Annotated in this window: 14 protein-coding genes; 13 read left to right on the top strand and 1 reads right to left on the bottom strand. The window is 44.3% G+C overall.

Annotated elements, in window-relative coordinates; all coding sequences use genetic code 11:
• Positions 1–254: 254 nt before the first annotated feature.
• The 9 genes from ACSSS3_RS11165 (at position 255) to ACSSS3_RS11205 (ending at position 10603) form a co-directional block, all read left to right on the top strand.
• Positions 255–1211 (top strand): ABC transporter ATP-binding protein, encoded by a 957-nt coding sequence (locus tag ACSSS3_RS11165; protein WP_228231547.1) that lies wholly within the window; start codon positions 255–257, stop codon positions 1209–1211.
• On the top strand, positions 1211–2500 hold the full coding sequence (locus tag ACSSS3_RS11170; protein WP_442844685.1) for an ABC transporter permease: 1290 nt from the start codon (positions 1211–1213) through the stop codon (positions 2498–2500). The genes ACSSS3_RS11165 and ACSSS3_RS11170 overlap by 1 nt, the downstream gene beginning before the upstream one ends.
• 6 nt (positions 2501–2506) lie before the next feature.
• Positions 2507–3439, top strand: coding sequence for a mechanosensitive ion channel family protein (locus ACSSS3_RS11175; RefSeq protein ID WP_442844686.1), 933 nt, complete (start codon positions 2507–2509; stop codon positions 3437–3439).
• Positions 3432–4319 (top strand): hypothetical protein, encoded by an 888-nt coding sequence (locus ACSSS3_RS11180; protein ID WP_442844687.1) that lies wholly within the window; start codon positions 3432–3434, stop codon positions 4317–4319. Before ACSSS3_RS11175 ends, ACSSS3_RS11180 begins: the two co-directional genes overlap by 8 nt.
• Positions 4320–4321: 2 nt before the next feature.
• The gene (locus ACSSS3_RS11185) at positions 4322–5485 is read left to right on the top strand and encodes a sigma-54-dependent transcriptional regulator (RefSeq protein WP_228231543.1); all 1164 of its coding nucleotides are present in this window, start codon (positions 4322–4324) and stop codon (positions 5483–5485) included.
• A gap of 11 nt (positions 5486–5496) precedes the next feature.
• Positions 5497–6366, top strand: coding sequence for a PPK2 family polyphosphate kinase (locus tag ACSSS3_RS11190; protein WP_442844688.1), 870 nt, complete (start codon positions 5497–5499; stop codon positions 6364–6366).
• Between the two features lie 202 nt (positions 6367–6568).
• Positions 6569–7984, top strand: coding sequence for a M20/M25/M40 family metallo-hydrolase (locus ACSSS3_RS11195; protein ID WP_442844689.1), 1416 nt, complete (start codon positions 6569–6571; stop codon positions 7982–7984).
• Positions 7985–8004: 20 nt separating this feature from the next.
• The gene (locus tag ACSSS3_RS11200) at positions 8005–8601 is read left to right on the top strand and encodes a hypothetical protein (protein ID WP_442844690.1); all 597 of its coding nucleotides are present in this window, start codon (positions 8005–8007) and stop codon (positions 8599–8601) included.
• A gap of 466 nt (positions 8602–9067) precedes the next feature.
• Positions 9068–10603 (top strand): GH3 family domain-containing protein, encoded by a 1536-nt coding sequence (locus ACSSS3_RS11205; protein ID WP_442844691.1) that lies wholly within the window; start codon positions 9068–9070, stop codon positions 10601–10603.
• A 204-nt stretch (positions 10604–10807) separates the two neighbouring features.
• Here the strand turns inward: ACSSS3_RS11205 and ACSSS3_RS11210 are convergent, their stop codons facing one another.
• Positions 10808–11362 carry a hypothetical protein gene (locus tag ACSSS3_RS11210; protein ID WP_442844692.1) on the bottom strand — a complete coding sequence of 185 codons (555 nt, stop codon included), beginning with the start codon at positions 11360–11362 and terminating at the stop codon, positions 10808–10810.
• 124 nt (positions 11363–11486) lie between these two features.
• Between ACSSS3_RS11210 and ACSSS3_RS11215 the strand changes: the two genes are divergently transcribed.
• The 4 genes from ACSSS3_RS11215 to ACSSS3_RS11230 all read left to right on the top strand — a co-directional run bounded on the left by ACSSS3_RS11215 (position 11487) and on the right by ACSSS3_RS11230 (position 15405).
• The gene (locus ACSSS3_RS11215) at positions 11487–12854 is read left to right on the top strand and encodes an MATE family efflux transporter (RefSeq protein WP_442844693.1); all 1368 of its coding nucleotides are present in this window, start codon (positions 11487–11489) and stop codon (positions 12852–12854) included.
• Between the two features lie 3 nt (positions 12855–12857).
• The gene (locus ACSSS3_RS11220; protein WP_442844694.1) at positions 12858–13424 is read left to right on the top strand and encodes a pentapeptide repeat-containing protein; all 567 of its coding nucleotides are present in this window, start codon (positions 12858–12860) and stop codon (positions 13422–13424) included.
• 1 nt (position 13425) lies between these two features.
• Entirely contained in the window at positions 13426–13674 is a 249-nt protein-coding gene (locus tag ACSSS3_RS11225) for a DUF3820 family protein (protein WP_189319455.1), read from the top strand.
• A gap of 102 nt (positions 13675–13776) precedes the next feature.
• Positions 13777–15405: a CTP synthase gene (locus ACSSS3_RS11230; RefSeq protein WP_442844695.1), complete on the top strand. Its 1629-nt coding sequence runs from the start codon at positions 13777–13779 to the stop codon at positions 15403–15405.
• Positions 15406–15599: the final 194 nt, after the last annotated feature.

The following is a 15599-nucleotide window of genomic DNA, read 5'->3' on the forward strand; positions in this document are numbered from 1 at the left end:
CCCGAAAACAGGGCTGTCTGATCTCTTGCAGCTTCTTAAACCCGCTTATAGTCAATGCTTTTGCAATCCCGGCTTTTAGATCCATCGTAAAATTACTTCCTTATAAATAATTCTTAACTAGCCCTTAGGCTGTTAGCTTTTCAATATCTTTGGCCTGGATTTCTTATACGTAAAGTCCAAAATAAAATCAGGAATTACCTGTTATGGACTTGCAGTCCTAACTCCATTTTATCTTATTTTGATCTCAAGTTTCGATGACAGACCTTTTAGTTGCTGAACACATAAAGAAACAATACGGTGACTATACCGCCCTTAATGATCTCTCTATAGTCGTACCCAAAGGCAGTATTTTTGGACTTTTGGGGCCTAATGGTGCCGGTAAAACCACATTGATACGCATCATAAATCAGATTACCATGCCAGATCAGGGGAAGGTTTATCTGGATGGGGAGCCGTTAAGCCAAAAACACATCATCAATATAGGTTATATGCCCGAAGAGCGCGGCCTGTATAAATCGATGAAAGTTGGCGAGCAGGTGATCTATCTGGCAAGACTGAAGGGATTAAGCAAGGAAGAAGCCGGGAAACGAAGCAGATACTGGTTTGAGCGTTTGGGTATGATGGACTGGTGGAACCGAAAAATTCAGGAACTATCAAAAGGACAGGCGCAAAAGGTGCAATTTATAGTTACGGTGCTGCACCGCCCGAAACTCCTCATTTTTGATGAACCCTTCAGCGGTTTTGACCCTATTAATGCAAGCCTGATTAAAGACGAGATCCTTCAGCTTCGCGAGGATGGCGCAACCATTCTGTTCTCTACCCATCGTATGGAGTCTGTAGAACAAATGTGCGATCACATTGCTTTGATGCACAAAAGCAATAAGGTGTTAGACGGTAAACTGGTAGATATAAAGCGCGAGTTTCGTACCAACACCTATGAGATAGGTATAGAAACTGCTGATGACACGGCCGAAAGTCGTGACAGATTGCATGCAGATTTAATGAATGAACTTTCCGGGTATTGGGAAATCAATACCGCTCGTTTTAAAACGATTAATGAGTACGACCTTAAACTTAAAGTGAAAATCTCGGAAAATCAGACGCCTAATGATTTACTCAATTACCTTACCGGTAAAGGTTTGATCAACCATTTCGTAGAAGTGATACCTACCGTAGATGATATTTTTATTCAAACCGTAAACGCAAACTGATGGGAGCTTTAGGCTTAATTATAAAGAGGGAATATAAGGCGCGGGTGAGTAACCGTTCATTTATTGTGATGACTTTTCTGAGTCCGTTAATCGTCGTGGGTATGATCATGTTAATTACTTATCTCACGCAACTCAATCAGGCCGGTAAACAAACCATTGTAGTGGTTGATGAAAGCGGACTGTTTTATAAAGAATTTGAAAGTACCGAGGATATTGATTTTCTGGACCTTTCTCCTGCCGGAATCGCGGTGGCAAAAGATCAGGTAGAAGATCAGAATTACTTCGGCTTGCTTTACATTCCTCAAAACATAAAAAACAATACAAGCGGGGTTCGTTTTTACGGGAATGAAGCTCCGGCAATAGCTGTTTTGGAAGGTATTGAAGAGCAAATTGAAACCAAACTTACAAACGAGAAACTTTTAGATCGCGGGGTAGATCTTGATCTTATCGATGAATCCCAGACAACCATCTCGGTGAGTATTGAAGATTTTAAAGGAGAACGCACTTCAAAAATATCAAGCTGGATCAAAGCCGGTGCCGGTGGTGGAGCAGGTTATCTGTTGATGATGTTTATAATTATCTACGGAAATATGGTGATGCGTTCGGTTATCGAAGAGAAAACCAATCGCATCATCGAGGTGATTATTTCTTCTGTAAAACCTTTTAAGCTGATGATGGGAAAAATAATGGGTACCACCCTGGCGGGAATCACGCAATTCGTTATCTGGCTGCTCATAGGTGGCGGACTCCTGCTATTTCTGGCCTTGTATCTGGATTTAAATCCGCTGGAAAATCAATCGGCTGCTGGGAATATGTCGGTCACCAATATGGATAAAATTGAGCTTATAGTTTTAGATATTCTAAATCTTCCCTTACTCAAACTGGCCTTTTTCTTTTTGATCTACTTCATCGGCGGGTACTTTCTATACAGTTCGATTTATGCTGCTATTGGTGCTGCAGTTGACAGCGAGACCGATACGCAGCAATTTATGCTCCCTATCATAATGCCTTTAATGCTGGCTATTTACGTTGGCTTTTTTGCGGTAATCGAAAATCCTGACGGCTCTATCGCTACGGCTTTTTCCATGATTCCGCTTACATCGCCTATTGTGATGTTGATGCGTATTCCATTTGGGGTGCCCTGGTGGCAGTTGGCATTGTCTGTGAGCATTTTGGTAGGCTCATTTATTTTTACGGTATGGTTTGGCTCAAAAATCTACCGTGTGGGAATATTGATGTATGGCAAAAAGCCTACCTATAAAGAAATTCTAAAATGGATTAAGTACTAGCAAAACATGATTCAGGAGAAACTAAAAGAAACCGTAAAAGAAGGGGCTGAGACCGTAAAGGATCTTCCGGAAGATATCTGGCAGACCATTAAGGATCTTTTAGACCTGGGTTTTCACTTTGAAAGCGGTGGGAAACGTATTGATCTTACTGTAGGGCATTTACTTTTAGTCATTGTTGCTTTTATTGTGGCTACGGTCGTGCTGCGTTTGATTCGCAGTCTCATCACCCGAAAGATGGATACCGAGAATGAACTGAAGTTCAAAAGCATCTTCAAGTTTATCAGGTATATCGTTTATCTGGCGGTTATTTTATTTACGCTTAATGCTTCAGGCGTTGATATAACTGTTTTACTTACCGCGTCGGCCGCACTGTTTGTTGGTTTGGGTCTTGCCTTGCAGGATCTGTTTACAGACATCATTGGCGGTATTTTTATAATGGTAGATAAGTCGCTGGCCGTGGGAGATGTGGTAGAGATAGACGGCAAAGTAGGCCGTATTTTTGAAATTAAACTGCGTACCACACGTGCCCTTACCCGTGATGATAAGGTAATCATCGTTCCCAATCACCATTTCATTAGCGACATCGTCTATAACTATACGCAGAACCACCGCACCACCCGTGAAGCTGTAAAAGTTGGGGTGGCTTACGGAAGCGATACCGCTCTGGTACGTAAACTGCTTTTAGAATGTGCAGCCAAGCAAAATGGCATTCTCAAAAGCCCGAAGCCCTTTGTACTCTTTGAAGATTTTGGAGATTCGTCCTTAAACTTCGGGATTTACTTTTTTATCAACGACAGTTTTTCCGATCCGCGTATCAAGAGTGAATTGCGTTTTCGCATCGATGAGCAATTCAGGGCTAACAAAGTTACGATCCCGTTTCCGCAACGCGATGTACATTTTTATCCCACAACCCCGATTCAACCTAAATCTGATGAATAAATTCCTCTTGTTACTATGTCTTTTCGGAATAAGCTATACAAACCACGCGCAGACAACAGATATCGCCCGTGTAGAGTATATGTATATCCCGTTTAGACAGTCTGATAACAACGTAGGTCGATTTAGAGCTTTGCTGCAGGTACCCATTCCGCTTGATAAGGATTTAAATAAAATTATAGTTGCCGGTTTTGAATACCGCAACACCAGTATCGATATTAACGATCCTGTGCCTGCAGGTTTCAATTTGCAGGAAGTGGGAACCTTACATCGCATTGAGGGGTATCTGGGATATACATGGAAACTCAATGAAAACTGGCGGGTGGGCGTTAAAGCCGGTACCCGTATCAATTCGAATCTCGAAGGTAGTCTGGTTGCCGATGACTGGATCTATTCCGCTTCGGTTTATGCTATTAATGATAGGAAAGATGCCGAAGTGGGCAAGCCTTATCGCTGGATTTTCGGTCTGGATTACTCCAGTACACCTGGGCGTAATTTCCCGCTTCCCATTGTTAATTACTATCGGGAGTTTCACCCCAACTGGACCTATACTTTGGGTGTTCCAAAAACCAATATTCGACACTACATCAATGACTCGCATAAAGATGCGTTTCAGGCCTATCTTACGCTCGATAACTTTTTTGCCAACATTCAAAACAATATGGTGATTAACGGGCGTACCGCCGAAAACATCTCGATGACCGTAGTTTTGGGAGGTTTGGGTTATGAGCATTATTTTACAAAGCATTTGCTATATTACGCCTACGGGAGCTATTCGATAACCAATGATTTCAGGCTTCGGGACAATACGCGTGAAGATATTTACACCATTAACAGCGCCAATACTTTTTATTTTAGGTCGGGCGTCAAATTTAAATTTTAGACATGTCAAAGATTTTAATCATTGAAGACGAAGCCGCAATCCGCCGGGTTCTCAATAAAATTCTATCTGAAGAAAATAAAAACTATCAGGTTGAGGAAGCCGAGGATGGTCTGGAAGGCATGGAAAAAATCAAGGATAACGATTACGATCTGGTGCTTTGCGATATCAAAATGCCTAAAATGGACGGCGTCGAAGTGCTCGAGGCAACCCGTAAGATCAAACCCGAAATTCCGGTGGTTATGATTTCCGGTCACGGCGATCTCGATACCGCGGTAAACACCATGCGTCTGGGAGCTTTTGATTACATCTCCAAGCCACCCGATCTTAACCGCTTGCTGAATACCGTGCGTAATGCTCTGGACCGAAAGAGTCTGGTGGTAGAAAATACCCGTCTCAAGAAGAAAGTTAGCAAGCAATACGAGATGATTGGCGATAGCGAGGCCATTGTCAAAATCAAGGAAATCATAGAAAAAGTAGCTCCTACCGAAGCACGTGTGCTCATCACCGGCTCAAACGGGACCGGTAAGGAACTGGTAGCCCACTGGCTGCACGAAAAAAGCGAACGCGCAAACGGCCCCATGGTTGAGGTGAACTGCGCTGCAATCCCTTCGGAATTGATCGAAAGTGAATTGTTTGGTCACGTAAAAGGTGCTTTTACTTCGGCCAATAAAGACCGCGCCGGGAAGTTTGAAGCTGCAAACGGCGGCACCATTTTCCTGGATGAAATTGGGGATATGAGTCTTTCGGCGCAGGCAAAAGTGTTGCGTGCCCTGCAGGAAAATAAGGTTTCGCGCGTGGGTAGCGATAAAGACATTAAGGTTGACGTGCGCGTACTGGCTGCAACCAATAAAAACCTGAAAAAAGAGATTGAAGAGGGTAAATTTCGGGAGGATTTATACCACCGTCTGGCGGTAATTCTTATTCCGGTGCCGGCTCTTAATGAGCGTCGCGATGATATCCCCTTGCTGGTAGATCACTTCTCAAACAAAGTGGCTCAGGAGCAGGGTACAGCCGTTAAAAATTTCACGCCTAATGCGATCAAAAAGCTTCAGGAATACGACTGGACGGGGAATATTCGCGAGTTGCGCAATGTGGTGGAACGCCTTATCATCTTAGGTGGAACAGAGGTTTCAGAAGAAGATGTAAAACTTTTTGCGAGTAAATAAATTAAGCGATTATGAAAGCAGCAGATTATCAGGTTACCGGGCCTATTACCCTTTCGTATTATAAAACCCACGAAGATTTCGGCAAAAAAAGCGAGCTGGAAGACGAACTCGATGAGGTGAGCAAAGCCATTGCCGAAATTCAAAATGCAATGTACGCTCACGGTAAATATGCTGTGCTCATTTGCATTCAGGGGATGGATACGGCCGGGAAAGATAGTCTCATTCGCGAAGTGTTTAAAAACCTCAATCCGCGCGGCCTGGTGGTTCACAGTTTTAAAGTGCCCACGCCGCTTGAGTTGGGTCACGATTACCTGTGGCGGCATTATGTGGCGCTACCCGCCCGTGGGAAATTCGGCATTTTTAACCGAACCCATTACGAGAATGTTTTGGTGACCCGTGTGCATCCCGAGTATATTTTGGGTGAAAACATTCCGGGGATCGACAGCGTCGCAGATATTGATGCGGCATTTTGGGAAGAACGGTTTAGACAAATCAATAATTTTGAGCAACACATTGCCGAAAACGGAACCATCATCTTCAAATTTTTCCTGAATCTTTCCAAAGAAGAACAGAAAAACCGCCTGCTGCGTCGTCTCGATAAACCCAATAAAAACTGGAAATTCTCTCCCGGCGATCTTAAAGAGCGCAAACTTTGGGACGATTACCAGCGTTGCTACGAAGAGGCGATTAACAAAACCTCCAAATTTCATGCGCCCTGGTACATCATTCCGGCAGACGACAAGCCTACCGCCCGTCTCATTTTAGCTAAAATACTTCTCGAAAAACTTTCGGAATACACCGACATCAAAGAACCCGAACTCGACGAAAAAACCAAAGCCAACATCGATCAGTATCGAAAGGAACTGGAAGGGGAAGCTTAAATTAGAAAGTAGAAATACTGAATGAGTTGGCAGTAGCAGTCAGCAACAAACAATTCTATTCTCTTCTATAAAGATTGCGAACTGAGACTGCCTACCGCAACTGCTAACTAGAACTACCAAACCCCAAACATTTTTTCATTCAAATACTTGTTTACGCTCAGAGAATAGTACTTTTAGAATTCCACAGTTAAAAAACAGAATTTTGAAAAAACTAGTTTTATTCATTGTCGCGTTTTGTGGTCTGACGCAGGTACAGGCGCAAACGACAAAAGACTCCCTCCAACTTCGCAATTTTTATGACCTTTCCCTGTTAAGCGGCCAAAGTTATCAATGGCTCGATGCCCTGTCTAACGATATTGGTGCGCGCCTGAGTGGCAGCGCGGGTGCAGAAAAAGCCGTACAATGGGCTAAGGCCGAGCTCGAGGCTATTGGTCTTGATAAAGTCTGGCTACAGCCGGTTATGGTGCCCAAATGGGAACGCGGCGCTCCCGAAAAGGCCTGGATTGACGGCCCTGACGGAAACATCGATGTGCCGGTTTGTGCATTGGGAGGTTCGATTGCAACGACTGCAGACGGCATTACGGCTCCGGTAATTGAAGTTCAGGGGCTCGATGATCTTGCCAAGTATGGGGAAGATCAGATAAAAGGTAAAATTGTTTTTTACAACCGCCCTATGCAGGCCGATTTGATTCAGACGTTTTCTGCTTATGGAGGTTGTGTCGATCAGCGGTATTCAGGGGCTCGTGAAGCTGCCAAATACGGTGCGGTAGGCGTAATCGTGCGTTCGATGAATTTGCGAATGGACGACCTGCCGCACACCGGCGCAATGTCATACGGCGATCTTCCCAATGAGCAGCGTATTCCCGCAGCGGCAATCAGTACCAACGGTGCTGCGTTATTGAGTAAAATGCTGAAAAAGGATAAAGACACCCAGTTCTACTTAAAAATGAATTGCCAGAACTATGAGGATGTGCCTTCGTTTAACGTGATTGGTGAGATTACCGGAAGCGAAAAACCCGACGAGATTATGGTTGTGGGCGGACATCTGGACAGCTGGGATCTGGGAGACGGCAGCCACGATGATGGTGCCGGGGTCGTTCAAAGTATGGAAGTCTTGCGCCTGATGAAAGCTGCCAATTATAAACCCAAACACAGTATTCGCGTGGTGCTGTTTATGAATGAAGAAAACGGTTTACGCGGGGGTAATAAATACGCTGAGGTTGCCGCTGAAATAGGCGAGCGTCACGTTTTTGCGTTGGAAAGCGACGCGGGAGGTTTTACGCCACGCGGATTTTCATTTGATGCCGATGCGGCCAATTTTGAGCAAATCGAAAGCTGGATTCCGTTATTCAAACCTTATTTGATTCACTATTTTGAATTGGGCGGAAGCGGTGCAGATATTGGTCCGTTAAAGGGCAATGGGACTGTTCTTGCCGGACTTCGTCCCGATTCGCAACGCTATTTTGACCATCATCACGCCAGTAACGATACCTTTGATGCGGTTAACAAACGCGAACTCGAGTTGGGTGCCGCGACAATGACCAGCCTGGTGTATCTGATGGATACTTACGGCGTAAAACCTGCGCCAATAACTAACGAAGCAGAACTAAAAGACTAAAAACTATTCCTGACCTTTCTATGAAAAACCTTCAATTTCCTATTGACTTTGTGTTCCGAATCAGCACGTTTTCTAATGATTTTACCGCGACCGATGCTTATGGGCATACCGTGGGCTACATCCGTCAGAAGATGTTTAAGCTGAAAGAGGAAATAAAAATTTATGCAGACACCTCTCAAAATCAACTTAATTACACTATCAAGGCAGACCGCTGGCTCGATTTTTCGGCTGCTTATGCGTTTTATGACGCAAACGGAAAGGAGTTTGGTAAGATTGTGCGTAAGGGCTGGCGCTCCATCTGGAAGGCCAAATACCAGATTGTAGACGATAACGGCACGCCTGAATACACAATTGAAGAAGAAAACGGTTGGATCAAGGTGGCCGATTCGCTTTTTGGCGAAGTGCCGGTTGCAGGAATTCTTACCGGATATTTCTTTAACCCGGCGTATAAAGTAATGGACAAAAGCGGCACTAAAATCGCCCGACTTAAAAAAATACCTTCTTTTTTTGGACGTAAATTCCAGGTCACCAAAGAAGGTCCAATGGACGAAGGCGACAGCGAGCGCATTATGCTGGGCTTAATGATGATGATTTTACTGGAGCGCAGGAGAGGGTAGGGTTTATTTCTATTATTATTATTATTATTATTATTATTATTATTATTATTATTATTTCAATTCTTATTTAGGCTTTCAATTCCATGTTCACGTCAACAGCTAAGAATGAACAAAGCATCTGAATTAACAAGCAAAGCCAAATATTTTGAGATATTTCAATAGTCCAGTTTAGCTCCCATCTCTCCCGAACCATCGGGAGGAGAAGGGCTGGGGATGAGTAGACCGCGTGAGGGATAGTAGCGGAAATCCTGACTTTGCGGAAGGTTTACCTGACGACAAAGGCAGATTGAAGCGAATAGCCCGACCCGCAGGGTCACGCCCCAATACAAATAGATAAATCACTCATCAGGTGTCTGAGTGATTTTTGCAGAAAATTGTATCGAAGGCCCTGTTAAACTTCTTATAAGTAACGACCTCGTTCTCACGGGGTCGTTTATTTTTGGGTACAACCAAAACTGTAGTATTTATGGCAATTTTAGGCGCACTCATAAAAGGAATTATTGATCTTTCAGATAAGGTTATACCCGAGTCAAATCCCATTGAAGAGCAGCAGGAAGTTTTAGAAAAACTGCTTAAAAAAGCCAAAAACACCCAATTTGGTAAATATTACGGCTTTGAAGCCATCTTAGAATCCGAGAATCCGGGCAAGGCGTTTGCCGAAGAGGTGCCGTTTTTTGATTACAACAGCATCAATGAGGAGTGGTGGTCTAAAATGCACGAAGGGGAAGAAGACGTGACCTGGCCGGGAATGCCGCATTATTTTGCATTGAGCAGCGGGACGACCGGTAAAAGCAGTAAGCGTATTCCGGTAACCGATGAAATGATTGATGCCATTCGTACCGCCGGGATTAAGCAGGTGGGCGCGCTTGCGCATTTTGACCTGGAAGCCGACTTTTATGAGAAAGAAATCATGATGCTGGGCAGTTCTACCGATCTTCAAAAACGAGACGGTCACGAAGAAGGTGAGATCAGCGGTATTAGCGCCAGTAATATTCCGTTTTGGTTTAGAGGCTATTACAAGCCCGGCGAAGACATTGCAAAAATTGAAGATTGGGACGAGCGCGTGCAGCATATTGCTGAGAAAGCCGAAGAATGGGATATCGGCGCGCTGAGCGGAATTCCCAGCTGGATTGAGCTGATGCTCGAGAAGGTAATTGAGCATCACAATTTGAAAAATATTCACGAGATCTGGCCAAATCTGCAGGTGTATACCTCAGGAGGTGTAGCATTTCAGCCCTATGAAAAGAGTTTTAATGCGCTACTGGGTAAACCCATCACGGTTATTGATACCTATCTGGCTTCGGAAGGTTTTATCGCTTTTCAGGCAAGACCGGAGACTAATGCCATGAAACTGGTGACCGATAACGGCATCTACTTTGAGTTCGTACCCATGAACCCTGATTACATCAACGAAGACGGTTCCATCGTGCAGGATGCGCCCGTGATTGGACTGGCCGATGTTGAGGAGGACAAAGATTACATTTTAATCATTTCTACCGTTTCGGGTGCGTGGAGGTATTTGATAGGGGACACGATCGCATTTACCGATAAAGCCCGTGCCGAGATCAAGATTACCGGGCGTACCAAATTCTTCCTTAATACAGTGGGTTCACAACTTTCGGTTAATAAAATGGAAGCTGCCGTGCAGGAGCTGGAAGAGCAATTTGATATCAAAATTCCTGAGTTTACGATTGCTGCAAAGCGGAATCCGGAAGACGACGAGTTTTACCACTATTGGTATTTAGGTACCGAAACTTCAGCCTCAAATGAAGAATTGGCCGATGCCTTAGATAAAAGCCTTCAGGAAGCCAACAAAAACTACGGCGTAGCCCGAAGCAAAGCCTTAAAAGGCGTCATCGTAAACACCGTGAAACCTGAAATTTTCTACGAATGGAGTGGTGCCAACAAGAAAAAAGGCGGTCAGGTAAAAATGGAAAAAGTGATGAACGAAGAGAAATTCGCCGAGTGGGAAGCTTTTGTGAAGGAGCACGCGGGGAGTTAGGGATTTGTGATAACAGGTAAGAAGTGATAGGTATCTCTAAATAGTGGTTTAGGGTTTACCGTTTTCTGTTTGCGGCTACTGGATTTGAAATGTCGGAATTTGGAAATCAGAGTTCTTGAGTTCGTTTCTTAGATTAAGAAACAAGAAACAAGAAACAAGAAACAAGACCTTTTAACCATTAACCGATAACAATTAATCTTGTCATCACTCCTCATTAATCAGCCTCATAATTTCCTCCGGAGAAAGATACAGGCGTTTAATACGGGCTTTGTAGGGTTCTGAAATGTGGGCGTGATTCAAAATAAAGTCTTTGGTTTTTAAAATGTATTCACCCATTCCGTGTGCCACGGCAAAGGTGTCGGCCGCACGTTCCGCTTCTCGTATAAACTTCGGGAAATACAAATATTTGATCCCAAACCAAATGAGTCCGAGGCTGCTGCGATCCCGGTAATCCATCACATGCCCCAGTTCGTGGCCTATCCATCCAATCAAAACATCGGAAGGGATATTCGTAATTTTAAACGACTCATCTTCAATCTTTACTTTTTTACTGATGAAAATCACGTATTCCCGTCGCTTACGGGGTTTTAGCAAAGACTTGAATACCGGCTGCGCCTGCATGGTCGACTTTTTAATGTCCTTTTTAAACTGAAAGCGTATCGGAGTTTCCCGCAACTGAGGATAGTAGGAAAGCGCGGTTTGCGCTTCGTTCTTAATTGCTTCCGGTATGATTTTATTGGAAAACTCGCTTGTATTCATAGACCCTGTAAAGGTAAGGGAAATGCTGTTTTTCGGCTGTTAAGGCAGTTGTAAATTAACAAACTTGGCATCCGTCATCGTCTGCTATCTTAAACTTAAAAGGTATTTTTGCACTTCCTAAAAAATGGCAGTTTTGTTTACTAAATACACGCAGGAATTCCGTCAAAATTTTAAGATCGCCTATCCCGTAATGCTGGGACAATTGGGCCATATTCTGGTTGCTTTGGCCGATAACCTGATGGTGGGGAGGCTGGGCGCCGCACAATTGGCCGCGGTATCGCTGGGCAACAGTCTTATTTTTATTGCGCTGTCGCTGGGCATTGGCTTTTCGTTTGCGATTACCCCATTGGTTGCCGAAGCAGACGGTGCCGGGGATACCGCGATGGGTCGCAATTACTTTCACCACGGCATCGTCATGTGTACCCTAAATGGCGTTTTATTATTTCTGTTATTGCTCCTGGCCAAACCCATAATGTATATGCTTAATCAACCGGTAGAGGTTGTGGAGCTGGCACTGCCCTATATGGATATTGTGGCGTTTTCACTCATCCCGTTGATGGTATTTCAGGCGTTTAAGCAATTTGCAGACGGACTCTCAAACACGCGTTACGCGATGTATGCCACACTGGTTGCAAATGTGGTGAATGTATTTTTCAACTTTATTCTGATTTACGGGTTTTGGATTTTCCCAAGACTCGAACTGGTAGGTGCAGCCTGGGGTACCCTCATCTCCCGCTTTTTTATGCTGTGGATGCTGTATTACATTTTAAAAAGGAAAGATAAATTCAAACCTTATTTTGTGTGGACGCGCAGAAAAGCGTTTCAATGGCCCATTTTTAAGCGTCTTTTTGACCTGGGTTTTCCCACCGCAATGCAAATGCTTTTTGAAGTTTCACTCTTCACCTCCTGTATTTTTCTTTCGGGGCTTTTGGGGACTAATGCTCAGGCGGCTAATCAAATCGCCCTCAATCTGGCGGCGATGACCTTTATGATTGCCGTGGGGCTTGGCGTTACGGCGACCATTCGCGTGGGGAATCAAAAAGGCAAAGCCGATTTTAAGAATATGCGACGCATCGCGTTTTCGCTGTTTCTGCAGGTGTTTCTCATTGAAGCCGTGTTTGCACTGGGCTTTATATTGCTGAAAGATATTCTGCCTACCTTTTATCTGGATAATGTGGAGGTAATTGTGCTTGCCGCGCAATTGCTGATTGTGGCTGCCTTGTTTCAATTGAGTGATGGTTTGCAGGTGGTGATTTTAGGTGCTTTACGTGGTTTGCAGGACGTAAATATCCCAACAGGAATCTGTTTTCTGGCCTACTGGCTGGTTGGTTTTCCGGTGGCCTGGTATTTTGGGCAGGAAGATCAGGCGGGCAGTCAGGGCATCTGGTATGGCTTGCTGGCGGGGCTTAGTGCTTCGGCGGTCTTGTTGTATATTCGGTTTGATTATTTAAGCCGAAAGCTGATCCGATTGAAACAGGCTGAAAATTCCTAAACGATGAACGAACTGATCACAGACCAACTTTTTGAAGGGCATAATTTCGCCGAAAAACCACTGGAAGCTGATTTTGAAGAATGCATCTTTAGAAACTGTGTGTTTGCCAAAGCCAATCTTTCGGGTTTGAGTTTTACCAATTGTAGGTTTGAAAACTGTGATCTGAGCGGAGCTAAACTAATAAAAACGGCTATTCAGGAATGTGAGTTTATAGATTGTAAAATGCTGGGTCTGGCATTTGAGGCTTGTGCACCGATCTTGTTTCAGATTACCTGTACGCGCTGTACGCTTAATTTCAGCAGCTTTTATCAGGTAGATTTGACCAATTCAGGCTTCAATACCTGTAAATTGGTTGATGTAGACTTTGCCGAAGCCAATCTTTCGGGTATTTCCCTTTCCGGTTGTGATCTTTCCGGAGCTACGTTTGATCATACCCGTCTGGAGCGAACCGATTTTTCTTCCGCAGAAAACTACACAATTCACCCGCAGCTCAATAAAATTGCCGGAGCCATTTTCGGCAAAGAAGGTCTTCCTGGACTGCTTTCGGCCTTCAACATAAAAATCGTCTGATTTGGATCCTGAAAAACTCATCGAACTGGCGCATTACAAAATGCCTTTTGGCAAATACAAAGACCGGTATCTGGTAGACCTGCCCGAATATTATTTCACCTGGTTTAAGCAGAAAGGCTTCCCCGAAGGCAAGCTCGGCCTGATGATGCAGCAGATGTATGAGATTAAAGTGAATGGTCTGGAAGAATTGATCTATAAAATCAAGCGCCAATATCCTGCGCCCCAACCGAAAAGAAAACCCAAAAAATAATACCAAAAAGGGCTAAAAGGGTTCGCCAATAAATCCCTACCTTTGCATCCCGTAGACGCGCTCTTTATGTTAAAAAGAGCTTAATTTATTTTCACGATACAGATGGCAGACACTAAGTACATCTTCGTCACGGGCGGGGTTTCTTCTTCATTAGGTAAAGGTATAATCGCAGCTTCACTGGCCAAATTATTGCAGGCACGGGGTTATCGCGTGACCATTCAAAAATTAGATCCATACATCAACGTAGATCCCGGGACGCTCAATCCATACGAGCACGGCGAATGTTATGTGACCGATGACGGTGCAGAAACCGATCTGGATTTGGGCCATTACGAGCGCTTTTTAAATGTAAACACCTCTCAGGCTAACAACGTAACTACCGGTCGTATTTATCAAAGTGTGATCGAAAAAGAACGTCGCGGCGAGTTTTTAGGAAAAACCGTACAGGTGGTGCCGCATATCACAAACGAAATCAAAGAACGCATCAAGCAGCTGGGTAAAACCGGCGATTACGACATCATCATTACCGAAATAGGCGGTACGGTAGGGGATATTGAGTCCTTACCCTATATCGAATCGGTACGTCAGCTAAAATGGGAACTTGGCGATGAGAATGCACTGGTAATCCACCTTACGTTGGTGCCGTATCTTTCGGCGGCCGGCGAATTAAAAACCAAACCCACGCAGCACTCGGTAAAAACCCTGATGGAAAGCGGTATTAAAGCCGATATTCTGGTTTGTCGTACCGAGCACGAACTAAGCGATGACCTACGCGAAAAGCTGGCCTTGTTTTGCAACGTGCGTAAAGAAGCGGTCATTCAGTCTATTGACGCGTCTACCATTTACGACGTGCCTAATATGATGCTCGAAGAAGGTCTGGATACCATTACCCTTCAAAAATTAAATTTATCTACCGAAACCGAACCGGTGCTCACCCGCTGGAATGAGTTTTTGCGCAGGCATAAAAATCCGCAGGCTGAGGTTACCATTGGTTTGATTGGTAAATACGTGGAGCTTCAGGATTCCTATAAATCGATCTTGGAAGCCTTTATCCACGCCGGTGCAGAGAATGAGGTGAAAGTGAAGGTAGAGCCTATTCACTCGGAGTTCATTTCGCAGGATGTGATTGATAACAAAATTGCCAAACTGGATGGTTTATTAGTGGCTCCCGGTTTTGGCGAGCGCGGTATCGAAGGTAAGATAAAAGCCGTACAGTATGCCCGCGAGCATAAAATTCCGTTTTTAGGGATTTGCCTGGGGATGCAAATGGCGGTGATTGAATTTGCCCGTAATGTGGCCGGTATTACCGAAGCCAATTCGGTAGAAATGCAGGCCAATACCCCAAACCCTGTGATAGACCTTATGGCAGATCAAAAAGACCTGAAACATATGGGTGGTACGATGCGCCTGGGAAGCTGGGAATGCAAATTAAAACCCGGAAGCATTGTGAGCGGCGTTTACGGTAAAGAAATTATTGCAGAACGCCATCGCCATCGTTATGAATTTAATGATAAGTACCGCGATGTTTTGGAAAAAGCCGGACTCAACATCACCGGAACCAATCCCAAAACCGGTCTGGTAGAGATTGTAGAATTGGCAGACCATCCCTGGTTTGTAGGCGTGCAATACCATCCCGAATATAAAAGTACCGTTGCCAACCCACATCCCTTATTTGTAGCCTATGTACAGGCTGCTGTAAAATTTAGCAAGTCAAAAAAAGCACAGGGATAATCTCAAGAGCAGATATCATTTTGAAAAAGAATAGCTTAAGCGTGGCGGGTTTGAGGTGAAATACCGCCAATGTGGCATAAAACAAATTGCTGGGCTTATTCTTGAATGCATCAGAGACCGTATATTCGCGGGCGAAAATTTTCCGCAAGGAACAATACTAAAAGACAATCGATAAAAAGGCAGTGATGCCTCAA

This window comes from Leeuwenhoekiella sp. H156 (assembly GCF_052218455.1).
Classification (GTDB): Bacteria; Bacteroidota; Bacteroidia; order Flavobacteriales; family Flavobacteriaceae; genus Leeuwenhoekiella; species Leeuwenhoekiella parthenopeia.